At 39.1% G+C, this 25,700-nt stretch carries 30 protein-coding genes; 10 read left to right on the top strand and 20 right to left on the bottom strand.

All coding sequences use genetic code 11. From position 1 onward, the window contains the following. Positions 1-19: 19 nt before the first annotated feature. Genes T391_RS0101765 through T391_RS0101750 form a run of 4 tightly spaced genes read right to left on the bottom strand, consistent with a single transcriptional unit; the run spans position 20 to position 3,668 of the window. Positions 20-487 carry a phosphatidylglycerophosphatase A family protein gene (locus tag T391_RS0101765; RefSeq protein WP_027326899.1) on the bottom strand — a complete coding sequence of 156 codons (468 nt, stop codon included), beginning with the start codon at positions 485-487 and terminating at the stop codon, positions 20-22. Beyond that, the gene (locus T391_RS0101760; protein ID WP_034583406.1) at positions 477-1,652 is read right to left on the bottom strand and encodes a hypothetical protein; all 1,176 of its coding nucleotides are present in this window, start codon (positions 1,650-1,652) and stop codon (positions 477-479) included. The genes T391_RS0101765 and T391_RS0101760 overlap by 11 nt, the downstream gene beginning before the upstream one ends. Next, on the bottom strand, positions 1,615-2,517 hold the full coding sequence (locus tag T391_RS0101755; RefSeq protein ID WP_027326897.1) for a response regulator: 903 nt from the start codon (positions 2,515-2,517) through the stop codon (positions 1,615-1,617). The genes T391_RS0101760 and T391_RS0101755 overlap by 38 nt, the downstream gene beginning before the upstream one ends. After that, positions 2,514-3,668 (bottom strand): bifunctional 2-C-methyl-D-erythritol 4-phosphate cytidylyltransferase/2-C-methyl-D-erythritol 2,4-cyclodiphosphate synthase, encoded by a 1,155-nt coding sequence (locus T391_RS0101750; RefSeq protein ID WP_034583403.1) that lies wholly within the window; start codon positions 3,666-3,668, stop codon positions 2,514-2,516. The genes T391_RS0101755 and T391_RS0101750 overlap by 4 nt, the downstream gene beginning before the upstream one ends. A gap of 107 nt (positions 3,669-3,775) precedes the next feature. Here T391_RS0101750 and T391_RS0101745 point away from each other — a divergent pair, with 107 nt between their 5' ends. Further along, the gene (locus T391_RS0101745) at positions 3,776-4,876 is read left to right on the top strand and encodes an Mrp/NBP35 family ATP-binding protein (RefSeq protein WP_027326895.1); all 1,101 of its coding nucleotides are present in this window, start codon (positions 3,776-3,778) and stop codon (positions 4,874-4,876) included. Here the strand turns inward: T391_RS0101745 and T391_RS08355 are convergent. Genes T391_RS08355 through T391_RS0101725 form a run of 4 tightly spaced genes read right to left on the bottom strand, consistent with a single transcriptional unit; the run spans position 4,862 to position 8,091 of the window. Continuing rightward, positions 4,862-5,932, bottom strand: a complete 1,071-nt coding sequence (locus T391_RS08355; RefSeq protein WP_051420525.1) for a glycosyltransferase — start codon at positions 5,930-5,932, stop codon at positions 4,862-4,864. The two genes, T391_RS0101745 and T391_RS08355, sit on opposite strands and share 15 nt — an antisense overlap. Positions 5,933-5,942: 10 nt before the next feature. After that, complete coding sequence (locus tag T391_RS0101735; protein WP_027326894.1) at positions 5,943-7,007, bottom strand: LptF/LptG family permease; 1,065 nt, start codon at positions 7,005-7,007, stop codon at positions 5,943-5,945. After that, positions 7,004-7,555, bottom strand: a complete 552-nt coding sequence (gene pth / locus T391_RS0101730; protein WP_034583401.1) for an aminoacyl-tRNA hydrolase — start codon at positions 7,553-7,555, stop codon at positions 7,004-7,006. Before pth ends, T391_RS0101735 begins: the two co-directional genes overlap by 4 nt. Continuing rightward, positions 7,555-8,091 (bottom strand): 50S ribosomal protein L25/general stress protein Ctc, encoded by a 537-nt coding sequence (locus tag T391_RS0101725; RefSeq protein ID WP_027326892.1) that lies wholly within the window; start codon positions 8,089-8,091, stop codon positions 7,555-7,557. The genes pth and T391_RS0101725 overlap by 1 nt, the downstream gene beginning before the upstream one ends. A gap of 137 nt (positions 8,092-8,228) precedes the next feature. On the opposite strand from T391_RS0101725, the gene T391_RS07600 reads away from it, so the two are divergent. Beyond that, complete coding sequence (locus T391_RS07600) at positions 8,229-8,753, top strand: tetratricopeptide repeat protein (protein ID WP_051420524.1); 525 nt, start codon at positions 8,229-8,231, stop codon at positions 8,751-8,753. 6 nt (positions 8,754-8,759) lie between these two features. On the opposite strand, the gene T391_RS0101715 is transcribed toward T391_RS07600, so the two are convergent. Both T391_RS0101715 and T391_RS07595 read right to left on the bottom strand, forming a co-directional pair. Beyond that, on the bottom strand, positions 8,760-9,668 hold the full coding sequence (locus tag T391_RS0101715) for a hypothetical protein (RefSeq protein WP_027326891.1): 909 nt from the start codon (positions 9,666-9,668) through the stop codon (positions 8,760-8,762). 119 nt (positions 9,669-9,787) lie between these two features. Beyond that, positions 9,788-11,191 carry a DEAD/DEAH box helicase gene (locus T391_RS07595; RefSeq protein ID WP_051420523.1) on the bottom strand — a complete coding sequence of 468 codons (1,404 nt, stop codon included), beginning with the start codon at positions 11,189-11,191 and terminating at the stop codon, positions 9,788-9,790. A gap of 226 nt (positions 11,192-11,417) precedes the next feature. Here T391_RS07595 and T391_RS0101705 point away from each other — a divergent pair, with 226 nt between their 5' ends. From T391_RS0101705 to T391_RS0101670, 8 genes are all read left to right on the top strand, one after another. After that, complete coding sequence (locus tag T391_RS0101705; protein WP_027326890.1) at positions 11,418-12,128, top strand: cytochrome c biogenesis CcdA family protein; 711 nt, start codon at positions 11,418-11,420, stop codon at positions 12,126-12,128. Positions 12,129-12,141: 13 nt separating this feature from the next. Continuing rightward, positions 12,142-13,314 carry an amidohydrolase family protein gene (locus T391_RS0101700; RefSeq protein WP_027326889.1) on the top strand — a complete coding sequence of 391 codons (1,173 nt, stop codon included), beginning with the start codon at positions 12,142-12,144 and terminating at the stop codon, positions 13,312-13,314. Further along, positions 13,314-14,090, top strand: a complete 777-nt coding sequence (locus tag T391_RS08350) for a mechanosensitive ion channel family protein (protein WP_051420522.1) — start codon at positions 13,314-13,316, stop codon at positions 14,088-14,090. Before T391_RS0101700 ends, T391_RS08350 begins: the two co-directional genes overlap by 1 nt. A 1-nt stretch (position 14,091) precedes the next feature. Then, positions 14,092-15,357, top strand: coding sequence for an aminofutalosine deaminase family hydrolase (gene mqnF / locus T391_RS0101690; protein ID WP_027326888.1), 1,266 nt, complete (start codon positions 14,092-14,094; stop codon positions 15,355-15,357). Further along, a complete protein-coding gene (sppA, locus tag T391_RS0101685; protein WP_034583398.1) occupies positions 15,345-16,211 on the top strand; it encodes a signal peptide peptidase SppA in 867 nt (288 codons plus the stop codon). The genes mqnF and sppA overlap by 13 nt, the downstream gene beginning before the upstream one ends. Further along, positions 16,208-17,038 carry a formyltetrahydrofolate deformylase gene (purU, locus tag T391_RS0101680; RefSeq protein WP_027326886.1) on the top strand — a complete coding sequence of 277 codons (831 nt, stop codon included), beginning with the start codon at positions 16,208-16,210 and terminating at the stop codon, positions 17,036-17,038. Before sppA ends, purU begins: the two co-directional genes overlap by 4 nt. Positions 17,039-17,181: 143 nt before the next feature. Beyond that, positions 17,182-17,484: a DUF5666 domain-containing protein gene (locus T391_RS0101675; RefSeq protein WP_027326885.1), complete on the top strand. Its 303-nt coding sequence runs from the start codon at positions 17,182-17,184 to the stop codon at positions 17,482-17,484. A 98-nt stretch (positions 17,485-17,582) separates the two neighbouring features. After that, entirely contained in the window at positions 17,583-17,876 is a 294-nt protein-coding gene (locus tag T391_RS0101670; protein WP_027326884.1) for a DUF5666 domain-containing protein, read from the top strand. A gap of 29 nt (positions 17,877-17,905) precedes the next feature. Here the strand turns inward: T391_RS0101670 and T391_RS0101665 are convergent, their stop codons facing one another. The 10 genes from T391_RS0101665 to atpG are packed head-to-tail and all read right to left on the bottom strand — an operon-like array spanning position 17,906 to position 25,693. Beyond that, the gene (locus T391_RS0101665) at positions 17,906-18,454 is read right to left on the bottom strand and encodes an FKBP-type peptidyl-prolyl cis-trans isomerase (RefSeq protein ID WP_027326883.1); all 549 of its coding nucleotides are present in this window, start codon (positions 18,452-18,454) and stop codon (positions 17,906-17,908) included. Further along, on the bottom strand, positions 18,444-19,424 hold the full coding sequence (locus T391_RS0101660; RefSeq protein WP_156923046.1) for a tetratricopeptide repeat protein: 981 nt from the start codon (positions 19,422-19,424) through the stop codon (positions 18,444-18,446). Before T391_RS0101660 ends, T391_RS0101665 begins: the two co-directional genes overlap by 11 nt. Next, positions 19,411-19,965 (bottom strand): OmpA family protein, encoded by a 555-nt coding sequence (locus T391_RS07585; protein WP_084340084.1) that lies wholly within the window; start codon positions 19,963-19,965, stop codon positions 19,411-19,413. Before T391_RS07585 ends, T391_RS0101660 begins: the two co-directional genes overlap by 14 nt. Positions 19,966-19,979: 14 nt before the next feature. Beyond that, positions 19,980-21,215, bottom strand: a complete 1,236-nt coding sequence (gene tolB, locus T391_RS0101650) for a Tol-Pal system protein TolB (protein ID WP_051420520.1) — start codon at positions 21,213-21,215, stop codon at positions 19,980-19,982. Then, positions 21,208-22,002, bottom strand: coding sequence for a TonB C-terminal domain-containing protein (locus tag T391_RS0101645; RefSeq protein WP_027326880.1), 795 nt, complete (start codon positions 22,000-22,002; stop codon positions 21,208-21,210). Before T391_RS0101645 ends, tolB begins: the two co-directional genes overlap by 8 nt. Before the next feature lie 3 nt (positions 22,003-22,005). After that, on the bottom strand, positions 22,006-22,398 hold the full coding sequence (locus tag T391_RS0101640; RefSeq protein ID WP_027326879.1) for a biopolymer transporter ExbD: 393 nt from the start codon (positions 22,396-22,398) through the stop codon (positions 22,006-22,008). 2 nt (positions 22,399-22,400) lie between these two features. Further along, on the bottom strand, positions 22,401-22,985 hold the full coding sequence (locus tag T391_RS0101635; RefSeq protein ID WP_027326878.1) for a MotA/TolQ/ExbB proton channel family protein: 585 nt from the start codon (positions 22,983-22,985) through the stop codon (positions 22,401-22,403). A 2-nt stretch (positions 22,986-22,987) separates the two neighbouring features. Beyond that, the gene (atpC, locus tag T391_RS0101630) at positions 22,988-23,365 is read right to left on the bottom strand and encodes an ATP synthase F1 subunit epsilon (RefSeq protein ID WP_027326877.1); all 378 of its coding nucleotides are present in this window, start codon (positions 23,363-23,365) and stop codon (positions 22,988-22,990) included. A gap of 8 nt (positions 23,366-23,373) precedes the next feature. Further along, positions 23,374-24,786, bottom strand: coding sequence for a F0F1 ATP synthase subunit beta (atpD, locus tag T391_RS0101625; RefSeq protein WP_027326876.1), 1,413 nt, complete (start codon positions 24,784-24,786; stop codon positions 23,374-23,376). A gap of 10 nt (positions 24,787-24,796) precedes the next feature. Next, complete coding sequence (atpG, locus tag T391_RS0101620) at positions 24,797-25,693, bottom strand: ATP synthase F1 subunit gamma (RefSeq protein WP_027326875.1); 897 nt, start codon at positions 25,691-25,693, stop codon at positions 24,797-24,799. Positions 25,694-25,700 lie beyond the last annotated feature (7 nt).

Below are 25,700 nucleotides of genomic sequence, written 5' to 3'. Positions count from 1 at the left end.
AAAAAAAAGGGGGGGGGGATTAGCCCCAAATAATCCCAGAAAACCTCACAAGTCCAGCACTCAATAATCCAGCCAAGATCCCAGCAATCGCATCATCTCCAACAACGCCCCATCCTCCTTGAACTTTAGAATCAAAATATCCCACTAAGGAAGGTTTCCAAATATCAAAAATCCGAAAAAACACAAAAGCAGCAATGATACCCACCCAAGAGAAAGGAACAAATGAGAGTGCAATCCATAGCCCCACAAGCTCATCAATCACGATACTTTTATCATCGTGCTCTCCTCCATTTGCCTCAAATATATCAATCTGCTTAATCGCAATAGCTCCAATCAAAATCGCACACAAAAACAAAGTATTGTTGGAAAAATACAGAATAGGCAATGCCAATAACAAAGCCACAAAACTCCCCACGGTCCCAGAAGCCTTCGGACTTTTTCCACTAAAAAAGAGCGTCAGAAAGCATAAACGCAATTTATTTGACATGATAGAGCCTTGAGAGTGCTTCATAAAAATTTTCTTCTTCATCATGCACAATACCCTCATGAGTAATCAAATCTGAGTAAAGTTTATTGAGGCGTCTTGCTTGATTGGGGAAAAGATAAGTAAGTATCATTGCAGAAACTTCCTTGCGCATAAATATCTCTGGTGGCATCAAGCCAAGCTTAAGCATCTCAAAAAAATTTTTGGAGTCATAAGAGATATGCTGATGCTTGCCATGTGGGCAAATTTTTGTGCTTTTGATAGTGTTGCACATCTTGCAATACACATATTCACTCATCAATTGGATTGAGAGATCAACTCCTTGGATGCTATCAATGATCGTGCATGTGCGATCTCCTTCTACAAATGTACTCAAATCCGAACTTCCAAGACTTGCAATAAAATCAGTGCATCCATAGTTTTTGCAAATTAAAGCATTTAAAATCATACGATTAGAGCCTGAGAGCAAGTATGTATATTCAAGGGGAGCAATCACAATCTTATGGGAGGGCAAAAAATGATTGATGACATATTCAAGGCTTTTGAAGCGCAATGAAAATGGCAAAAACCACTCATTATGATGAGGAACAAACACCACAAGCAAATCATGCTTCAAAAGTGCTTCTTGCAAAATCTTCTCATGTACCATGTGGATTGGATTGACATTGAGCATCACTCCACAAACTCTCTTGGCATCAAGTTCTTTGATTTTCTCCAAAATACGCCTTTTGTTTTGTGGAATGATTCCACTACCCTCTACACTAAAAGATCCGCTAATCCCATACTCCCCCACTCGCTGAGATACTCTAGCGCAATCTTGATGCCCAAGATCCCCACCAACAATCCTCCTGATACGCTCCTCTCTATCGATTTTGAAAATATTCTCCACCCAAAGTCTTCCCACCCTTTTTGACCCAAGGCACAGCTGAACTTCCTCTCCCTTTTGAAGATGAGTGATTACTTCAAGATTCTTTTTGCCATTTGGTGAAAAAATCAAAGGTGAAGGAAAGGAGACTCCCTCAAACATCCCACTTTTCATCACCTCCTCACCCTGATCTTTATCCATAAGAGACAATACAGGAGAGAGGATTCCCTCCTGCAACATCTCCAAAACCGCTAAGGCTTCTTTATCAATGTAGATCTGTTTCTTTTCGCTTCTCAAGTCCATATCTCTTTCTCTTCTCCCATAAGTTCTTGCGACTGATTCCCATTTTCTTGGCAAGCTCTACATCTGAGTAGTGATTTTCAAATTTTTGGATAATGCACTTTTCATATTCTCGCACAGACAGGATATTTCCCTCAAAATCCAAAGAGCCTGACTGACACACTACATCCACCACCTGTGGAAAATCAATCTGATCAGAAGCAACAACGGAGGCGATGATATTTTTGTCACTCATTTCATGTAAAAAATCTCTAAAATCTGCCTTTCGCAAACTCTCAAGATGCGTCACATACATCACAGTATCCCTACTCGCTCTCTCCAAAACATCACGCCAATCATAAAGCTTGAGTGTTGCAAACTTCAAGGTCATCTTCTTTTCTTTGGCAATTTTGATGGCATAAACATCAGCAATTTTTTGAGCATTGCAACGAATCACAAAGGGAGGATAATATCGTGCTGATGAGAGGACTTGTACCTCGCTTTCTAAGAATGAAAAATACTCCTCATAAAAGACAATTTGTTTTTTGAGGCGTTGGCATTCAAGCTGATGTTCGATTTTGCGCAGCAACTCATCAAGCATAAATGGCTTCATAATGTAGTCTTTCGCGCCTGCCTTGATGGGTTTGGTCACAGTATCTTCACTCACATAGGCAATCATCATAATCACGATAGCTTGCGGATTTTGGCGGATAAACATCTCACACAATGAGCCCCCAGCATTGGCAGATAGAAGCACGACATCGCTTTTGGGTTTTTGCATCGCTTCATGAATTGTTGAGACGATTTGACAGGGATAACCAAGAGATTCTAATTTGGTCGCGATGCTTTGAGCTAGATAAATTTCATTTTCTACGATTAACACATTCATTTTTCATTCCACCTCTTAAAACGCAAGCTAACATGGCTAAGCACACACACTCCCTCTTCTCTCCCCACAAAACCAATCCCCTCGCCTGTGGTCGCCTTGATATTGACTTGATGGAGAGCAATCTTTAAAAGTGATGCTAGCTTTTCGCGCATTTGCTGCTTGTAGGGAGAAATCTTGGGAGATTGGGCAAGGATTGTTAAGTCTAGATTGATCACCTCATAGCCCACATCATTGATAAATTTTCCAATCTTTTGAAGCAGGATCTTAGAATCAGCTTGATGATATTGCATATCATGATCTGGAAACCACTCACCAATATCACCTCCCCCAATTGCCCCCAAACAAGCATCAATCACAGAGTGAATCCCTACATCTCCATCACTATGAGCTTCAAACCCCCTAGGATCCTCAATCTCAACACCACAAAGCACCATCTGCTTCCCCTCTTCAAATCCATGGATATCCACACCTCCACCTACAAATGTCTCATCAGAGGCTAAGGGCAAGGTCTGAGCAACAAAAAATAAATCTGAAGAATAAGTGAGCTTATGCAAAAGTGATGATCCCTCCACATATGCCACAGACTTCCCAAAAGCACTCATTGCACTGCTCTCATCACTAAACTCTCCCCTACTCATTGCTTGATGCAACAAAGATGCTTTGGAGAGTTGAGGAGTCTGAATCATCCAATAATCTTCCCTTTTGGGATATGAACCATCCTCACAATAAAGTGTATCAGCAACTCTCATCCTTGGAGCAATACATGCCAAATCACGATGCCTATATCCCTTCTCAAGCAAAGCTTGAATCACATCATTTTGGGGATGAAAACGCGCAACATCATGAAACATCACATATTCTGTTTGCACAAGTTTGAGGGCATTGAGGATAGATTGTGTCCTACTTTGCCCCCCCTCAAAGACATTTTCATAAAAATTTTGAGCATAAAAATACTCATCTCTTGAAACCATCACAAAAATCTGATCAAATCCAAATCCCCTAAACACATCGACAAGATACCGCCACAGAGGCAGATTCCCGATCCGAAGCCATTGCTTTTTGGGGAGTTTGTCTTGAGAAAAACGCACAGAATCACCGGCACTCAATAGAATTAAAGTAACTTCTTTTTTAAATTGTGCTATATAGTCCATTCTTGTTATCCGAGCGAAAAATATTGAGTAAATTCTACAAAATTATCAAGATAAATCTCAAGCGATTGGATATGCAAAACCATTTCAATATTCATAAGGAGAAATAGATGACAAAAGAAAGCATACTAGAAGCTCTCAAAGCGATCAAATACCCAAATTTCGACAAAGACATCGTAAGCTTTAATTTCGTCAAAAGTGTTTTGCTTGAAGGAAAGAGTCCAACGATTCTGATTGAGGTTCCATCCAGCTCTCAAGATGTATCTAAGCAAATTTATGATGAATCTCTGAAAGCTTTGGAACAAATAGGATGTGAAAATATCCAAATCCAAATCAAAACACCTCAAATCCAAGAACAAAAACCTACCAAGAAAAATATCGCACCTCAAATCAAGCATTTTGTCATGATTAGCTCAGGAAAAGGTGGGGTGGGCAAATCAACAACAAGCGTCAATCTAGCTATCGCCCTCGCTCAAAGTGGCAAAAAAGTAGGACTCCTTGATGCAGATATTTATGGTCCAAATATTCCAAGAATGCTGGGTCTAAATCAAAACAAACCCCAAGTCGATGATCGGGTCAAAAAGCTTTATCCTCTCAAAGCATTTGGAGTTGAGATGATTAGCATGGGTGTGCTTTATGAAGAGGGGCAAAGCTTGATCTGGAGAGGTCCAATGATCATGCGTGCCATCGAGCAGCTTCTCACAGATGTGCTTTGGAGCGAGCTAGATATCCTTGTCATTGATATGCCTCCAGGGACAGGAGATGCACAGCTCACACTTGCTCAAAGTGTCCCAGTCAGTGCAGGCATCACAGTAAGCACTCCGCAAAGTGTGAGTCTTGATGATAGTGCGAGAAGTTTGGATATGTTCAAAAAACTTCATATCCCAGTTGCAGGAATCATTGAAAATATGAGTGGCTTCATCTGTCCTGGATGTGGCGAAGAATATGATATCTTTGGCAAGGGTACAACCCAAGCACTTGCAGATGAATATCAAACACAAGTTCTAGCTCAAATCCCTCTAGAACCAAAAGTGCGTGAAGGAGGAGATCAAGGCAAACCTATTACTTTTTTTGATCCCACAAGCAAAAGTGCTCAAGAATATCTTCAAAGTGCACAGAAGCTTCTTGCATTCCTTGATAAAGTCGCTCAACAAGGCGGGGTAGATAATACTGCTATCCAACCCACCAAGAATCATTCACATATGCATTAAAAACTTTTTGATCGTACGATAGATTCTCCTTGCTAGTCTAAGCGGGAGGGAATCTTGCTCAAGAGCTAAGCTTCCATTCTCTGGGGGGGGGGGACTGAGAGAGAATATTTCTTCAAATGAGGGAAGTTGCTCCAAAATACTACGAGGAACATATTGTTGACGCAATTGTTCAATCAAGCTATCTTTGGCATAACGCACATCTTTGGGCAGACGATGAGCCTCCCACATTGCATTCCACACATGCATAACATACATTTCTTTTCCTTGAGGAAAATCTAACTTCTCAATAAAATCTTTAGCTTCATAATAATTAATCTCGCAAAAATGACTTGGGGGAGATAGATAGCGCTTATACTGAGAATGCTCCTGAAGCATTTCCTCCAAAAAAGCTGGTCCGATGACACCCCAATGCACACGCCTTGGATAATACTCATCTTCTCTAATTAATCTCGCAATATAATTTGGAATCTTTTTTATCAAGCGATTAAGCAAAATTCCAATCATGGTATTTGTCGAAAATTGTTTAAGCTTAAAAACTGTTCCAAATTCTTTTTGAAGAATAGTCTGTGCCTTTTTAAGCAAAATTGCCAAAAATTCAGACTCCTTAGGGGCTTTGATCATACATGTTGCTGCTCCATCCTCAATACCCTCTCCCTTGCGTTCAGTTGCAAAAACATAGGGATTCTCAAAATCCAATGGACGCAAACAGATAGTATCCATATCCACCCACCATCCACCCTTCTGATAAAGCAGTTGAAATCTAAAATAATCACTAAAAGCAGCGATCCCCACACTCCCTCGATCATCAAAAAAAATTTCGCTTTTAGGCAAGATTTCACAAGCATTTTTCAAAACAAAATTTTCATAATTTTTGCATTCCTTTAGTTGTTCTTGCAAGAAGTGCATCGAAGCATCATTGGGAGTATAAGTGTATAAATGAAATTCATGCCCATGGGCAAGATATGAGGCGATACACAAAAGCTCAATAGAACTCAAATAATTACATCCTTCATCCTTGCTATACCAAAAGCTTTGCACAATTTTGTTGCTATCCATTTCAATTTCCTTATGCTTGATTGATGCGCACTAGGGCGTATAGAGCAAAAATAGTCAAGATTCCCATAGGGATAAGAATCCCAAATTCTGGATAAATGATCCCACTGACACTAAGCTTGGAAACAGAAAAGAAAATCCCCCACAATATCAAAGAGAGAATCACAAATCCAAAACTCATCAGAGGGATATTGGCATAGCGTGCAAGAGGTGGCACAAAATAAGCCACGATGATCAAAGTAAGAGGCACAAAAAATGGGATAACAATAAAACTATACAAGATAGCACGCACCTTTTCAAAATCAATCTTTTGTGAGATAAGAATCTTGGCAGACACAATCGCATCCACAATCGATACAGTTGGCTTGTCTTTGGAAAAAGTATCCAGCACCTTTGGACGAAAATTTTTGAGAATCTTTAAGCGAGCGATATGCGATGTTTCCAAAAAGTTTTGATTCTTAATAAATTCATCTTTGATCTTGACAACATTTACATCGTGTAAAATCCAATAATCTCCATCAAAAAAAGCCGTTTTAGCATCCACAAAGGATTTCAATTCTTCTCCATCAAGCTCAAAAACCTTGATATTTTCTGCCTTATTGAGCAAAGGATAGACTTTCTGAAAATACACATAGTCATTATTGTATTTCACAAAAATATCTTCTCGTGCATTTTGCAAGGCATTTTGATCGACAATTGCTTCTGCTTTTTCTTGTGCATAAACAAATGGTGTAGCATTGAGTCCGATATACCCGATTGTCATAAGCAAGCTAATAAACAAAACAGGTGCAATAATCTTCCTCTTAGAATAACCTAGGGCAAGCATGGCAGAAAATTGTGCGGATTTCAAAAAAGTGATATAAAACAAAATCCCACCCAATACAAGCGAGAGCGGCAATGTGTAGTTAAGCGCATACATCGCATCATAAACAAAAAACAAAATCACCAAGTTTGCCGAATCAGGAAAGTGATCGGCATATTTCATCGAATCTGCGCTGACGAAAAAAAACTCAAGCCCAACAAGTAATATCAAAACATACTTTAAATAGTTTTTTCCAATAAAGAAAAAAGCTCTCATTTCTCTCCCTTGAGCGTAAAGGCATTTTGCATCATTTGTAGATTTTGATGATTGATAAAATCAAGCAAGGCTTGAGTGCATTGCTCTATCAAATCTTTAGGATTCGCATCAAAATCTGATAAAACATATTTGGCGACATCACCCCCCTCTCTTGGTCGTCCAATCCCACATCGCGCACGAATATAATTATTGCCACAATGCTGATCGATTGATTTTAGACCATTATGTCCTCCATGCCCTCCCCCTCTCTTAAAACGCAAAGCTCCAATCCCAATCTCAAGTTCATCATGAACAACTAAGAGAGTTTCGATCTTGTAATAGTCCTTGCAACGCAAAATTGCTTCTCCAGATAGATTCATAAAAGTCAAAGGCTTGCACAAAATAAGTGATGGTGATGAAGCAACAAGAGATTTGAGAGATTTGCTTTCTTTGAAAGAAAGATCAAGCTTGCTTGCCAAAGCATCAAGCACAAGGAAACCGATATTGTGGCGATTGTAGTGATATTGCGGACCAGGATTCCCCAATCCAGCAATAAGTAATTTCTGCATTATTTTGCTTTGATCACTCCCACAACAGCTACAGAATCTTTCTCGATAATTTTCACACCATCATGCTCTGGAAGGTCTCTCACCAAAATCGCATCTCCCACATCAAGCTCTGTCACATCAAGATCATAAAAATTAGGAAGATTCTCAGGGGCAGCCTGCACGCTAATGCGCTTTTTAGAAATCATCAAAACTCCCTTATTTTTCAACCCCTTGGCGCTTCCATGAGTCTTGACGGGAATCTTATACTTAGAAACAACACCCTTTTGAGCCATCATCAAATCAACATGCAAAAGATCATTGGTCACAGGATCTTTTTGATACTCCTGAATCACAACATCAATCTCTCTTTCATTCACCTTGATGGGAAAAATCAATGTTGTTTTGGCCTTCACAGCGCGGATAAAGTCGTTGCGCTTAAATGCGCAGTGAATATTTTCTTGACCTTTTCCATAAATATTGGCAATTAGATAACCATCCTTCTTCAATGCCTTAGCATTGGATTTTGAAATACTCTCTCTAATTTGTCCTTCTAGCATAGTCTTATCCTTTTCTAAAATTTTTATAAAAGCTGTGATTATACGCAAATTATCAAAAATAGCGATGGAGATTTAGTATTATTCCCCACTGGCTTAATCCAAGTCTTTCAAATCAAAATATATAAAGGCTCAAGAATATGTTTTATCGTATAACCTTCTTTGTGGGTATTCTGATCTTTTTGGGAGGATGCAAAGGTATAGATCCCTACGAGGGGTTTAAAGCCTATTATTTTGGGGATTATCAAAAGGCATTGAGTATCTATTCTGAGGCATGTGATGCAGGAGATGCATTTATGTGTCATAGCATTGGAGGAATGTTTGAAAATGGATTGGCTGTCAAGCAAGACTATAGAAAAGCCTATAAATATTATGTGATGGCTTGTCAAAATGGAATCCCTCAATCTTGTGCTGCTCTTGCAGGTCTCTATCGAGAAGGTAAGGGAATCCGATATGATTTACAGAAAACACTTGAATATTATCTTATGTCCTGCGATCAGGATTTGGCGCTTGGATGTTATTCGGCGGGAGTAATGTATTACAATAAACAAGGCGGAATCCAAGAAGATAAAAAACTGACAAAAGAGCTCTTCGGTAAGGCTTGTGACCTAGGAGACAACAAGGCATGTTCTATTTATAAAAGCCTTAGTGAAGCTGGTTACTAACCGCTTCTATCGCATCCCAACAACGATATCCAAACCTTTGACGATCTCTTCTGTTTTGGGCATACTCGGGCATGTAAAGCAAATAGGATCTTTAGCATTAAATTTTACATCCATTTCTTCCTTCTTACCCAGAGCAAGCTGAGCGATTCCATCGATTAAAACCTGCAAATCCTTAGAATATTGAAACTGGGTTTTACTCAATGTAGACATCAAAGCCACAAGTCCCTGATAATTACTTTTATCTAGATTCCCATATTGCTGTCTAACAACCTTGTAGAGTTGATCGCTCAAATCCTTTCCAGTCAAATGCAAGCGTGCACCCAATAAATACAGGGCTCGATCTTGGAAAGTTGGATTTTCCATATATCCAACCAATCCATTATCCTCTAAACGCTTAGAAATGATTTTGTTGTCAAGACTTGCATGATAGGTTACATTTTGAGCATCCAGATCAAATGTAGTGTGGAGCAGGAAACTGTCCATAGTTTCAAGAGCAAATTTCATTGCAATTTTGATTTCTTTGGGCATCAATACATTGAAATAACCCTCCAAATCTCCCTTTTGCAAAAAATCAAAATTTGATGCAAATTGCACGGTGATACTCTGAGTATCAAAATCTTGCACGGCTAACTCCAAATTTGTGAAGGATAACAATGGATCTTTTCCCTTCTGATCAGCAAAAAGCTTCACTTCTTGATTTCTGCACCTAATGAACACAAAGCCATCGCACGCAACAGGATCAAATGTTAGCTTCATTCCTTCTTTGTGTAAAATCACATCATAATTTGTTAATCCTTGATTAAGGGCAGTTTCTATACGACCCTTAATCTTGTGGATATGAAAAGCCAAAAATCCACCAAGCACCGCAATCAAAAACGATCCCAACAATAATCCCACCACAAAGATTCTCTTCATAACCATGCTCCTCTTTCCCATTTTTGTCTGACTCGCATCAAACAAACCCCTCAAATATCAAACATTCTTTTCTACTCAAGAATTTTATTGAATTAAGCAATATTTCTCTTAATCAAACTTCATCTTCTCCTACCCCCACGATACCCCTCTTGTCTATGATAACGCCCATATCCACGGTAATCTCTTTCTTTGGATGAGCGATGTTTATCCTGATTTTTGAGTTTATCAATCTCCTTTTGAGTTGGACCAATTTTACGCTCCAATCCCATCTGAAGCATAAATGAAATCAATTTCAAGATCCCATTTGTCTCATCACTTTTATCGATCAAATCCGTATAGATTCCCATTGCTTCATCACTAATTTTTGTTTTGAGAATCTTTTGCACAAATTGATTGTGGCTTTCATCAAAAGATGGAAGCTCTTCAATCTCCAAGGAATGCTTCACCTCATCTTGAATCTTTTTAAATTCCTTGAACTCAAGTGGAGTGATCAAAGTGATTGCCATTCCCTTACGGCCAGCCCTACCTGTCCGCCCGATTCGATGCACATAACTCTCAGGATTAAGTGGAATATGATAGTTAAACACATGACTCACATCACTGATATCCAATCCTCTTGCTGCGACATCAGTTGCGACAAGAATATTGATCTTCCCATTTTTAAAAGCCCTAATCGAATCCATTCTAGCTCGCTGATCCATATCTCCATGCAAGGCTCCAGATTTATAGCGTGCCTGAATCAAACGCTCACACAATGCATCTGCCTCACGCTTTGTGCTTGTGAAGACAATACTCTTAGCAGGAGTCAAAACATCAAGCAAGCGAATGATCGCTTCATCTCGATGTCCCTCATTGATCACATAGCATTTCTGTGTAATGTCTGTGTTTGTGATATTAGCTGGTGTGATCTTGACATGTTTGGGTCGATCCAAAATCTTTTGAGCCAAATATTTGATTTGATCAGGCATGGTCGCTGAAAACAGAAGAGTTTGTCGTGATCCTGGAAGATAAGAAAAAATCTCTTCTACATCATCCAAAAATCCCATATCAAGCATCTCATCACTTTCATCAAGCACAACAATTTTGGGTTCAAAATTGGCGATTCGCCCATTTTTGAGATGATCCAAAAGTCTCCCTGGAGTGGCAACAAGCACTTGAGGTTTATTATCCAAAAGTTCGCATTGCCGCCTGATTGACTGCCCTCCATAGACACAAACTGTTTTGATTCTCAAAAATTTCCCAAGTTTAAATACCTCATCACTGATCTGCATCGCAAGTTCGCGTGTAGGTGTAATAATCAATGCTTCAATATCCCCATTTTTCTCAAGACGATTAAGAATGGGAATCGAAAAAGCTGCTGTTTTTCCCGTCCCTGTTTGAGCTTGCGCAATCAAATCATGCCCACCCAAAACAAGAGGAATCGCTTGAGCTTGAATAGGACTTGGTGTCACAAATCCCATTTCCTTGATTCCCCTCATCACAGCCTGTTTGAGATCAAGAGAATTAAATCCATTATCTTTCATTTTATTTTCCAATAATCAAAATTTTAGTCATTCACCTTTCTTGCTGCAAAAACTCAAAACTTCAAATAGCTAAAACGCGGATAGAAATAGTGAATAAACTCGTCTAAGAAATGTAATCCATTATAACAAACTCACGATATCCAAAAGCATCAAAACTTGAAGTATAATCACAAACGACTCCAAAAAATATTGAGCCACACAAAAACTTAAATCAAGGGATTAAATTATGGAAGAGAAATGGCTTACAGGTATTTTTGTCAATGCCCCAATCCTCGCAAGTTTTCTATCTGGCATTCTCACATTTCTTAGTCCATGCATTCTTCCGCTATTGCCTGCATATTTTTCTTATATTTCAGGACTCTCCATCCAAGAACTCAAACAAAACCATCGCTCACATCTCTCTAAAATCATCCTAAGTTGCCTACTTTTTATAAGTGGATTCTTTTTGGTTTTTATTTGTCTTGGTTTATTTTTCAATAGCATTTTGGGTGAGTTTTTCAAACTTACATGGGTGCGCTACATCGCTGGGATTTTGATCATTCTTTTTGGACTCCACTTCCTTGGTATATTCAAAATCAAAGCCCTCTACCAAACCAAACGCTTTGAGTTTAAAGGACACTCACTCCTCTCTCCATTTTTGCTAGGTGTGAGTTTTTCACTAGGATGGAGTCCATGTGTCGGTCCAATCCTTGCAAGTATCCTTGCTCTCTCAACGATTGATTCTAATTATTCTCTATGGCTTATGGTTGTCTTTTGTCTAGGTTTGGCAATCCCCTTCCTGCTCTCTTCAATCTTCATTGGAAGTAGCTTAAATTTTCTCAAATCATTTTCCAAACATCTGCACAAGATTGAAATCCTCTCAGGAATCTTGTTGATTCTCATTGGAATAACCATTGCACTTGACTTTGTCGGAAACATCACAGCTTGGCTCACTTAACAAAAGGAATAATATGCACTCTTTAGTCATTCACAACGGCCTACTCTGCGACCACCAAGGAGAGATCAGAGCTGATCTTAGGATTCAAGATGGAATCATCACTGAAATTAGCCCCTCAATTGTGACTGCAGAGAAAAATTCACTTGATGCATCAAATCTCATCATTTTGCCTGCATGTATCGACCTCAATATCCAAATCACAAATTGCTCTCAATCCAATCTCACCCTCCTACAAGAAAAAGCCAAGAGGGGTGGAGTAGGCACAATTGCTCTTAATACCTCTATGCATGAAGCAGAATTTTTGCAATTTTTTAACACACAAAGTCAGATCACCTTTGCTTCAAGTGCGATTCCATGGATGGATAATAAGATTCAAGAAATTAGCAAGATGCGACATCAACAAGCACTAGCCATATCAATCCAATCCTCCACCCCAAGTCATGCACTCAAATATATCTATGACTATGCCAAGTTTCTCAATCTCTCTTGTATTTGCTCACTCACCCATCATCTAGGAGGAGTGAGCGTAGAGAGCGAAAATAGTTTCAAAATGGGATTATCCCACATCCCTCCTTTTATCCAAGAGATGGAATTCTCCAAATTCTTCTGTTTGGCCAATGCTTACAAAATCCCCACTCTCCTGCAAGCATTGAGTGAGGAAAAACTCTTCAATCAAACTCTTGATACACCTTGGATTCAAAATGAAATCAGTATCCATCATCTACTCCTCAATGAAGAGCGAATCTTCACATATGATCCATGGGCCAAAATTACACCCCCTCTCACCACACAGCACACACAAGAGTTTTTCCTTGATCAAATCTCCAAAATTGATATGCTCACCTCTCTCTATCGTGAATTTTCTACAAGCTCCAAAGAGCAAACCTTTGAGGATGCAAGTTCAGGAGTGGATTGTCTAGATTTTTATTTTCCCCTACTCTTCACAGAGCTCGTCAAATCTAGGCGTCTAACCCTCAGCGAACTAAGTGCCAAAACATCATTCAATCAAGCCAAATTCTTGCACATAAATGCCGGAGAGATTAGCAGAGGGAAAAAGGCAGATCTCATCATCATTGATCCCAATCAATCCTTTGAGATCTCACACCCCCTCTATGGTAAGCGCGAACTCTTTGGATCCATCAAGGCCTTCTTCTCTCACAAAACAGGTCTACATAAGATTTCCTAATGCAAGATTTTTTCACTTATCTCTTTTCACTCTGGCATTCTCACGGATCATGGGTCATCCATGCGCTAAAAGCTAGTGTCATTCTCTCTATCGGTATTTATTTGGCATTTTGGATACGCAAAAAAGTCAAGCTTACTCTCTCAAAACAAGATGAAATCTTGGGTAATTTTTTTGCTCAAGCAAGCTTTATTGTGATTGCACTCCTGACAATCATCACCCTGCTTGGCTCTCTTGGGATTCCTACAAATTCTTTTGTCGCTGTTCTTGGGACAATAGGCCTAGCAATTGCTCTAGGACTCAAAGACTCACTCTCCAATCTTGCAAGTGGGCTTCTTTTGGTCATTTTACGCCCATTCAAAAAAGATGATGAAGTTCAAATCGGAACGACCAAAGGAAGAGTGAAAACCATCAATCTCTTTCACACAATCCTAATCACAGAAGATCAATCCCAATCTATCATCCCCAATACAAATATCACCAAAACAACCATCATCAATCACGCACAATCCAAACACTCCAAGCTCTCATGGACACTTACACTTCAAACCCAAAAACCACTCCAAGAAATTCAAACTATCCTTCAAAACTCCATCCAGATCACCAAGCAACATATCAAACCACCGACAGTTCAACTGATCTCCATTCAAGATCAAACGCTTGTCTTTCATCTCTCTTTTTGGGTCACACAACCCTTTGATCAAAATCTAATTTTTCAAAAAATGATTGAATTGCTTCAATCTCAATTTGACAAAATTGAAATCTCTATAAAGGGTTAAAATGAAGCAAATCATAGGTGCAAGCTGTATATTTTTATGTGATGAGAGATTCTCAATCCTTGAAAATGGAGGGCTACTCATTGAGTGTGATCCACGCTCTCAACACAACAAAATCCTCAAGATTCAAGATTTCAAATCACTCACACAAAGCTATCCAGAGCTTCAGGCATCATTTTATACCGATTCGGTTTTACTCCCAGCATTGAGCAATGCGCATATTCATTTTGAATTTAGCAATAACCGATCTCATCTTTTATATGGAGATTTTCCCTCATGGCTCAGCAGTGTCATTACGCATCGTGATGATTTGATGACTGAACTCTCACAAAGTATTCAACGCGAAATCAAACTCCAACTTGCAAGCGGTGTGGCAAGCGTTGGAGCAATCAGTAGCTATGGTTATGATATCTCTCCTCTGATCCACTCTCCCCTAAAAGTCACACTCTTCAATGAAGCAATTGGAAGCAATCCTGAGGCTTTGGATTTTTTATATGGGAATCTTTTGGAGCGTTTTGAAGAATGTAGGCAATATAGCAGCGCTAGATTCAAGCCAGCACTCGCAATCCACTCTCCCTATTCCACACATTATGTCTTGGCTCGAAAAATTGCTCATCTTGCCAAACATGAGGGAGTGAGACTAAGTTGTCATTTTTTGGAATCCAAGGAAGAAAAACAATGGCTATACCATCAAAATGGATGGTTCAAAGAATTTTTCTCACATTTCTTTGGTGTTCATCAAGCCAAGCCCTCCATGAATGCTTTGGAATTTCTAGATCTTTTACAAGACACCTCTCCTCTTTTTGTTCATTGCTTATTTGCTGATGATGAGATTTTGGATAGAATCGCCAAGCTTTGTGGTTTTGTCGCATGCGCACCAAGATCCAACCGCCTGCTAAATGGACGATATCTTGATTTAGACAAATTAAGATATTTTGATCTTCATCCAATTTTTAGCACAGATGGATTGAGCTCCAATCATTCTCTCAATCTAATTGAGGAGATTCGCAGTGCATTTTTTGGTTATGCATCCTTAGATGCCATGCAATTAGCGCAAGATTTGATTTTGGGGATCACGCGCTTCCCAGCACTCGCTCTGGGCAATCCCAATGGAGAGATCGGTGAGGGCAAAGATGCTGATTTGGCTATCTTTGAGTGCGAGGGGATCGAAAGCTCCAGACAAAAACCTCTACATTTCGTGCTTCATGCTCACACGCATGTCACACAACTCTATATCAATGGACAAGGAGAACAAACATGGAAACTCTAAGAACAATCATACGCTATCTCACCAAGCCTCTAGATTTTGCGATGAAGTATTTCAAACTAATTGTGTTACTTTTGATTATCGCTCTATTTTGGGGGAGTGGGAATGAAACACAAAACTCCCAAGCCAATCTAGCCAAACTTTATCTCAGAGGTCCAATCTTTCAAAGTGATGATTTTAGAGAGCAGATTGAGAGAATCAAATCCCACCCAAATATCAAAGGAGCTCTCCTCATCATCGACTCACCAGGAGGTGCTGTGGGTCCAAGCATTGAAATTGCCAATCTAGTCAAAGAATTGCGCGATGTGATGCCTGTAATCGCACATGTAGAAGGAGTGATGGCAAGTGGTGGATATTATGGAGGAATGTATAGTGATAAAATCATTGCCAATCGTGGAGCAATCATTGGCTCAATTGGTGTTGTGATCGAGGGTTTCAATATCAAACCACTCCTTGATAAAATCGGTATTGGCTCTCAAACTCTACAAGAGGGAGAGTATAAACGCATCGGAACACCCCTAAGAACATGGAAAGAAAATGAAAAAAAATTCTTACAAAATTTTCTTGAAGAGCAATACAAGATGTTTGTCAATGATGTGATCCAAGCTCGCTCTTTGAGCAATAATGATCCAAAGGTATTTGCCGATGGCAAAATCTTTAGCGCACAAACTGCACTTAAATTAGGTCTGATTGATGCAATCGGATCGCAAAATCAAGCCATCAAAGAACTAAGCGAAATCGCACAAGTTTCTAAACCCATCTGGCTTGAAAAGTCCAAGACTCAAGAATGGCTTGATCGCCTAAGTCATACATCTTTGACACTCCTATCAAACTTCTTTCGTGAGAATATCCGATGAAATATATTCTCACCATTAGCTCACCAGATTCTCAAGGAATCATTGCCAAAGTTGCAACGATTTTAAGTGCAAACGAACTCAACATCGAAAAAAATGATGAGCATGTTGATCTTGAGAATCATCACTTTTTTATGCGTACTCAATTTCGGGGCATATGCGACTTGCAAAATCTTCTCAAAGAACTACAATCCGCACTCTCGCCCAAAGCAAAAATACAAATCAAGCAAGAAGAAAAAAAATCAATCATTATTCTTTGCACAAAAGAAAATCATTGCCTAGGGGATCTCCTCATACGCCATGACAGTGGCGAACTAGATGCTAATATCCAAGCAATCATCTCCAATCATGCCACTCTCCAATCTCTTAGTGAGCGCTTTGAAATCCCATTTTTTCATATCGATTCAGAAAATCTTTCACGCCAAGAACATGAAAAAATGATCCTTGCCGTGATCGAAAAATTTTCACCAGATCTTCTTGTGCTAGCAAAATACATGAGGATTCTCACCCCTTCTTTCATCGCACATTTCCCCAATAAAATCATCAATATCCATCACTCTTTCCTACCTGCCTTCATTGGTGCTAACCCATACAAGCAGGCCTATGAGCGAGGTGTAAAAATCATTGGAGCAACTGCACATTTTGTCAATGATCATCTTGATGAGGGACCCATCATCGTGCAAGATACAATCAGTGTCGATCACTCTTATGACTGGAGAGATATGCAAAGAGCTGGACGCGATGTAGAAAAGGTTGTCTTGGCACGAGGGCTAAATCTAGTCTTGGAAGATCGTGTATTTGTTTTTCAAAACAAAACGATTATTTTTTGATTTTAGATAAATTTTATTTTCTCTATCTATCATACTCACATCTCTTTGGAGACATTAGAGTAAATCAAGGCGCTTTTGTAGCTTCCTTGATAAAACTCATCAATCACAACATATGCGCTTAAAGCGCACAAAAAGGAGTAAAAATGAAAAAACAACTATTAGTCTTACTAACACTTGGAATGAGTATCGGAATGGCTGCTGATATCAAGGGAATTATCCAATCTATCGACAATGCTCAAAAAACAATCACTATCAATGGGACAGTGATTGGTGTGATGCCTTATACAAAGATTGAGCAAGATGCATGTGGAATGGGATGGGATTCTCCTAAAAAATTTGCTGATCTAAAACAAGGTGATCTTGTTGATGTTGATCTCATTTACAATAACAATCAACCTGTTGCTGAAGAGATTGAGATTAAATGTATGCAAAATCGTGCTTATTGAGTTAGTACATCATCTAAAGGGGGTGGGAGATCAGGGATTGAACGCCATTCAAACCCAAAACTTCAAGCATATATCCCATATATCTCAAGAGAGTTAAGATGAAAAAACTTGCACTATTTCTATTGTTGGGAAGTCTTGTGATCGCTGATCAAAAGGGAGTGATTGAAAGCATTGATCATCAAAACAAAACAATCACTGTCAATGGATCCTTGATCAAAGTTTTGCCCAATACAAAAATCGAAGAAGATTCATGCTGGCTTGCATGGGATATTTCAAAAAAATTTGCTGATTTGAGAGTGGGTGATATTGTCGAACTGGATCTATTTTATTCTGGAGATATGCTCACAGCATCCAAAATCGAGATTCAATGTGTTCGCAATCGAGCTTACTAAGAATCAGCTAAATCCATAGGGGGGGGGGATTAGTGGTGATGCCCTCCACCACAGCAACCTCCTCCACTACAACAACCCCCACCATCTTCTTCATGATGATGCCCTCCACTACTGCAGCAACCTCCTCCACCCAAAGCTAGTAGATCTTCTTCTGTTGCCTGACGCACATCTAAAACTTTCACATCAAAAACGAGAGTTTTTCCTGCTAAAGGATGATTGTAATCAATCATTACAATTTGATCATTGAAACTTTTGACAGTGACTTGCACACTGCGACCATCTTCACCCTGCCCAAAAAGTGTCATCCCCTCTTTGAGCTCAATTCCTTCAAATTGATCGATTGGAACCTCTTGGATAAAATCTACTCGATACTCTCCATAGGCATCCTCTGGCTTGACTACCACTGTCTTGCTTTCTCCCTTTTGAACACCATTCAATGCATTTTCAAGTCCTGCAATAACCTGAGAAGCACCCAAAATAAACTCTAGTGGCTCACCATCTTGACTCTGATCCAAGATCTCCTCTTTGCCCTCTTCCCTGACAAGATATTCCATCGCAATGACTTGTTTATTTTCCATCCTTTTTTTCTCCTTTTAATTTATTTTGAATCTTTTTTGCCTCAATAGCCTCTTTTGATTTAGGATATAGGCTCAAAAGCGTTTCGGCGAATTTTAGTGTATTTTTCAAGTCTTTAATCGCTTCAAATGATTTTGCTGTGTTGAGCATCAAAAGAGGCATATAACTTGCCTTATCATCGATAGTCGCACTCTCTCGATAATAAAAAATTGCATCTTCATAGCGCTTTTGACGATAAGCAATCTGTCCCAAAAAATAATTAGACTCGGCTTTTTGATAATTTTGACTAACAAGCCATGAAAACCTATCGCGTGCCTCATTAAATTTCTTATCCCAAAACATTCGCTTCGCTTCTTTGAGGACATCTGATTTTTTTTCATAAAATTTAAAAGCACTCTTTTCTCTCTCTTTCTTTTGATCAAGAGCAAATTTTTCAAGCTCAAGGCTAAGCTTTTGGACATTATCTTGATTTGTCAAAATTACTTCTGCTTGCTTTTTTAACTCAGTTTTAACATTCTCAAACTCTTTCAATACAAGTGCATTGAGATTAGCTCCAATCTCTGTAAGTTCACGAATCTTTTTTTCAATCCCCTCAATCATTTCCAAAAACTTTTTTTGCTCGACTTCAAGCTTTTTTTGATCTTGACTCAAGCGATCATAATTTTCTTTGAGCAAATCCACTTGAGCTCTTGTTTCTTGAGAAGTCAATGAATGTTTTTCAAGATCACCTAGAATATTTTGTAATTTTTGATTTTGACTATCATAAAGGCTTTGCAACCCATATTGCACTTGTTCAAGTGTCTCAAGCCTGCCTTGAATATCCACTATGATAGATGAGAGGTTAAGACTACTATCTTTGAGATTGCGAATATCTTTTTTGGTCGCCCCACTCTGACTTTCAAATGCTGATGGTTCTGCCAAAAGCAAGACACAGGACACACAAGATAATAAATAAGGACTAATTCTCCTCAACAACAAAATCCACTCTCCTATTTTCTTGCCTACATCCCTCACTGTTATCTTTTGTGCAAACAGGCTTTGTCTCTCCAAAGCTCACAATTTTAATGCGATCTTTTTTGATCCCTCGCACAATCAAAGCTTCTTTGACGGCTAATGCTCTTTTGTTGCCTAGTGCAAAATTATATTCATCACTCCCATACGCATCGGTATTACCCTCCAAAGTCACCACTTGATTAGGATGTTGCTTTAGTAGCTCTGCGTTTTGATCAACAACTTTAAACATATCTTTAGAAAGTACAAATGAATCAAAAGCAAAATACACGATCCCAAATTGCTCAGCTTTGAGCTCACTTTTGGGAGCCTCATACTTATCAATAATCCCACTTTCCTCTTCTTGAGGAGAAACCTCTTGTGGGGAAACTTCTTGAGAAAAAATCTCTTCTTGCTGTGGTGCAACCATCTCAGAGCCTCCACCCTGAATCACATCAGCTTGTTTATCACCACAGGCTACAAAAAACAAACAAGGTAATACAATACATATTAAACGCCACATTATCTTTTACTCCTCTACCAATCAAATGACTGCAGTTTCACGCCTCCAAGAGGGAACAAATGGGTTTTATTATATCTCAATCTTACAATGCCCAAAGCGCTTTGAGATTTTGTATTTTTAAGAAACATCACATTCTCTCCATCCTTTGAAAAGCGTGGCATTTGATTGGCTCCATTGAGTGTCAATCTCTGAAAAATATCTCCTTCAGTATTAACCAAATAGAGATTGAAAACACTTGAGCCAAACTCATTTTTCTCCTCTCGACTTGAATAAACAATATAGCTTCCACTGGATGTTGCTGATGAATTATTTCTTCCATGAAAAATGGCTTGCTCCACATTTCCTCCATTTTCATCCATCAAAAATACATTGGGATACCCCAAGCGATCAGAGATAAAAAGAATCTTCTTTTGTTGTTCGACAAAGTTTGCGCCCACATCAATGCCTGGATAGTTCGTCAAGCGCTTTGTGTGCTTTGTATCTAAATCATAGAGATATACATCTGCCTGAGTAATTGGCGCCATACTGATCAAAATTCTCTTAAAATCTGCACTCACATCAGAGACAACAGCCATTCCCTGAGAACTTAAAATCTTTTGGAATTTTTTTGCTTTGATATCGTATTTTAAGATTGTAGGCTGATCCAGATATTTTGTAAAAAAGAAACTTTCCTGAGTAGAATCAGCCCATTTTGGAAAGATATTCAACCCATCATCAATTAAGGTTTCCTGATAAGAGAGTGTGTAGTCCGCAACCACAATCGAACTCTTAGATGGAGCGATCAATTTGGAAAAAATCACCTTCCTTTCCATCCATGCAATACTAGGCGCACCAAGATAATCATTGATCTGATTAGCAATCTTATGCGCTACAAATGGATACTCTTTCAAAGATTTAAGAGGCAATTCCTTGCTTAGTACACGCTTTTGAAGATTGGTATCAAATAAATCAAATCCAATCTGACCTCTATTCTGATAAACAAACACAAAAAGATCAATTTGCTTGGCTTGATAAAATGTAAAGTTTGGTTTTTGTTCTCTTTTACGCTCAGAAGAAGACACTCTAAAATTTCCACTTACTTCCAAATCTTTAGCAAGTAGCTTAGAGACTTTTTTATCCAAATCCCCTCCAGATAAATACACAGCAACAAGAGGAAGCTGCTTTGATCCCTTGATGATTTCAAGTCGTGCATCAGCACCAAAGCACACTCCCCCAATCAACAACAAACAATAAACAATAACTCTAGCCATTCTCATGCTCCTTAGTTTTGAAAATAACTTCTAGTGTAATCCGCCCTTTGGGATATGGTGGGAACTCCTCATTCATAAGTTCATCAAGCAAATTTTTCATGTAAGCATTATAAGATCTGTTGTTGGAATAGCGCAAAATCCTATAATGCAATCTCCCATCAGATTCGATTGTAATGCTCACAGTTAGCGAGACACTTTTATAAAATGAATTGGTCCATTTTGCATATAAAATCTCTTTAATTTTTGCAAACCATTCATCATATTCCCCATCGCTGATATCCTGTCGTTGAGGAGTCGTCACCTCAAGCTCATTTTCCCAAAGCGAATCAAATGCACTCTGAATTTTAGAAGATTCCTCTTTAATTTGCGAATTATTTTGATCAAATGAATATTCCTTTTTCTTGATCACATTTGCAGAAAACAAAGGACGATCATCTTCGATGCGTTCTTCACGCACTGGGGGATTTGAACTATCAATTTTTTCAAATAATTTTCTGATATCAGTCCCTACTTTGGGAGAAGGTGCGGGTGAAGCCTTTTGTTTGGCTGGCATTTCCTTTGGTTTTGGTTTTTCTTGTTTGGGTTTTTGATCCTTGACTTTAGATTCTTTGGGAGTTTGGGGCTTCTTATCCAACACTTCTTCAATCTGGATAAATTCAAGAGCTGTTTTTTCTTTGAAAGTATATTGTTTTTGGATTTTTGGAATCAGTGCAACAAAAATCAATGCCAAGAGTGCGCATTCTATCGTGAGTGCAAGAACTCCACTCAAGAAAATACGCTTATTCATATCCTAGCCGCTTGTGATCAAAGAGGCCCTAGAGAAACCTGCTTCTTTGACTGTTTTCAAAATATAAATCACATCATCATAAATCAAAGTCTTATCCGCAGAAATATAAACTGGTGTTTTTTTATCTATTGAGCGAGAAAAGAGTAAAAAATCATCAGCAAAAGTATTGAAAGGATACACCTTTCCTCGCATACGCACCTCTCTTGCTTTAGTGATCTGTATCTCAAGCATCGCTTCATCTTGGAGCTTGCTTGATCTAGATCCTTGAGGCAGGGCAATATCTTCACGATAATTAACAGTTGGGATCGTGACCATCAAAATCGCCAACAAAACGAGCATAATATCCACGAGAGGTGTGATATTGAGCTCTGGTGTATCCTCAAAGAAGTCATTCATATCTAAAACCTAATTTGATTCTGATCTTGACGAGAAAGCATCAAGTCAAGCTCCATTTGCAACACAACACCAAGATCATATAGTTTTCTTTTGAGAACAAGATGGAAACTATAGGCAGGGATAGCTGTCAAGATTCCAGCTGCTGTCGCAATCAAAGCTTTAGAAATGATTGGTGCCACAAGATCAAATGAGACTTGCCCCCCTCCACCTAATTGAAAAAATGCCTCCAAAATCTCAATCACTGTCCCAAAAAGTCCAATAAATGGAGCTGTCGAAGCGACAATCGCCAAAAGCGTTAAACCGCGTGACGCTTTTTGAAGAATCTGATGTTTCCAGATTCCAAGAAGCTCTCTATTGACACCATTTTCAACAATGCCTCGAATCGCTTTGATCGAAGAAGGATGAGAAAGCTCACCAGAGACAAGCATCCCAAGTGAGCGATTCTCATCTTGACAAAGCGAGTTAATTGCAGCAAAGCGATAAAAAAATACCCACAATGTCATCAACATATAAAGTGCAAGCCAAGCCAAAACCACAAGGCTTATAAGAGAACTTGACTGCACAAAATTTAAAAACAACTCAAGCATTTTTATCTCTCTGCCAAACACTCAAGTTTGTAAAATGACGCAGCAAGTAGAGCATCACCCACTGAAGCTTTTTTAAGAAGAACTTTGGCTTTTTCTAGATTTTTTGCAATTTCTCCATCATTGATACTCACTGCACCATTTGCAAGAATATCAACTCGATCAGTTTCTACCCTCGCATACCCCCAATCAATCGCCACATATTCTTTTGTATGCTGATTTGTGATGATCTCAATCACTCCAGCTCGAAGAAGAGAGATCAGGGAGCAATGGTTGGGATACACACCGAACTCTCCATCAGATCCAGGTAGCGTGACACTTGACACATTTCCATCAAAAATCAACCCCTCTGGAGTCACAATTGATACTCTAATCTCTTCCATCTTTTATCCTACTTTGTCTCAGCTCTCATTTTTTCAGCTTTTTCGATCACCTCATTGATATTTCCGACCATATAGAATGCATTCTCAGGAATATCATCATATTTACCTTCCAAAATCCCCTTAAATCCTTCAAGGGTTTCCTCAAGAGTTACATATTTTCCTGGACTTCCTGTGAAAACTTCTGCCACAAAGAATGGTTGAGAGAGGAATTTTTCGATCTTTCTTGCGCGCTCAACGATCTTTTTGTCTTCTTCGCTAAGCTCATCCATTCCAAGCAATGCAATAATGTCTTGAAGATCTTTATACTTTTGCAATACTTGCTGAACTCCAGTCGCAATTGCATAATGCTCCATCCCAACAATTTGAGGATCCAAAACTCTTGAAGTTGAATCAAGAGGATCAACCGCAGGATAGATTCCTTTCTCTGCAATCTTTCTATTCAAAACTGTTTTGGCATCAAGATGAGAGAAAACAGATGCTGGGGCTGGATCCGTCAAATCATCAGCAGGCACATATACAGCCTGAACTGAGGTGATAGAACCTTTCTTTGTCGATGTGATTCTCTCTTGGAGTTTTCCCATCTCACTTGCAAGAGTAGGTTGATATCCAACAGCTGAAGGAATACGCCCAAGAAGTGCTGACATCTCAGCACCAGATTGAGCATATCTAAAGATGTTATCAATAAACATCAACACATCAAGTCCTTTTTCATCTCTAAAATACTCAGCCATTGTCAGACCTGTGAAAGCAATTCGATTTCTCGCCCCTGGTGGCTCATTCATTTGCCCATAGCATAAAGCAACTTTGTCGAGTACTCCCCCCTCTTTCATTTCATGATAGAGATCATTCCCCTCTCTTGTTCTCTCTCCAACTCCTGCAAAGACAGAATATCCACTGTGCTTATAAGCTACATTGTGGATAAGTTCCATAATCACGACAGTTTTTCCAACACCAGCACCCCCAAAGAGACCAACTTTTCCACCTTTAAGATATGGTGCAAGCAAATCTACAACCTTAATTCCTGTCTCAAACATCTCAGTCTTTGTGCTTTGCTCCTCAAAGCTAGGGGCACTTCTATGAATCTCCCACTTTTGGGCATCTTCTAGTGGAGTCCCTCCATCAATCACATCTCCCGTGACATTGAAAATCCTTCCAAGGACTGCTTCACCGACAGGCACCTCAATCATCTTGCCCCTAGCCACAACCTCTTGACCACGCACCAATCCCTCTGTCATATCCATGGCAATAGTTCGCACAACACGATCTCCAATCTCTGCTGCCACCTCAAGAACAAGAGTTTTTTTGACACCCTCAACTTCATAACTCACATCAAGAGCCTCATTGATTGTTGGGAGATAATCTTCAAATCTCACATCTACAACAGGCCCCATCACCTGAACGATTTTTCCTAGTTTATTCACATTTTCCTCCTTACTTCATCGCCTCAACACCGGCATTGATCTCAACAAGCTCTGTTGTGATCGCCTCTTGTCGTGCTTTGTTATATGAAATCGTCAAACTCTTCACCAAATTACCTGCATTGCTTGTCGCTGCTTCCATAGCTTGCACCCTAGCACTATGCTCAGCTACAAGCGAATCAAGCAGTGCATAGTAAAAATTGTAATCCACATATTTTTTGGCCAATTCTTCCAAAATTTGCTCTTCATTTTCAACAGGTTCAATGCTAAGCATTTCTTCTTGCTGTTTTTCTTTGAGATTCTCAATCACAAAGGGCAGAATCTTTTTTGTCTTAACTTCTTGTGAAATCATTGATTTAAAACCATTGTAAATAATCACAACTTCATCCGTTTTACCTTCGATAAAATCATCCACAGAGCGCTTTAAAAACTCAGAGGAAATCTGATAATCAGGACTAGAACTCAAGCCCTCCAATTCATCAAGTAATTCCACACCATTATAAGAAAAATATGAGATTCCCTTTTTGCCCACACCTCGCAATCTTACTGTAACACCCCGCCTACGATACTCAGCGATGTGACTTGTGACTTCTTTAATGGTCATTTGATTAAAAGCTCCACAAAGCCCCTTCTCAGCTGTAACAAAAATAACATCTGCTACTTTTACATCTCGCTTAAAGGATGCATGAAACATTGGCGCAGTCACATTCTCAAAGCCAACAGGCTCGATTCTTTGAACTATTTCTTGAAAAACATCATTGAGTTTTTGAGCAAAGACTTTAGATGCTCTCGCCACCTCCTCAGCCTTTTTGAGCTTGGAGGCAGAGACAAGCTTCATTGCTTTAGTCGTTTTCTGTGTATTTTGAACACTCGCAATCTTTCTGCGGATCTCTTTTAAATTACCTCCCATTATTGCG

It is taken from the genome of Helicobacter pametensis ATCC 51478 (assembly GCF_000518225.1).
Taxonomy (GTDB): Bacteria; Campylobacterota; Campylobacteria; order Campylobacterales; family Helicobacteraceae; genus Helicobacter_G; species Helicobacter_G pametensis.
Note: the sequence above shows the minus strand (reverse complement) of the source record. Positions and strands in the feature narration are given on the sequence as shown.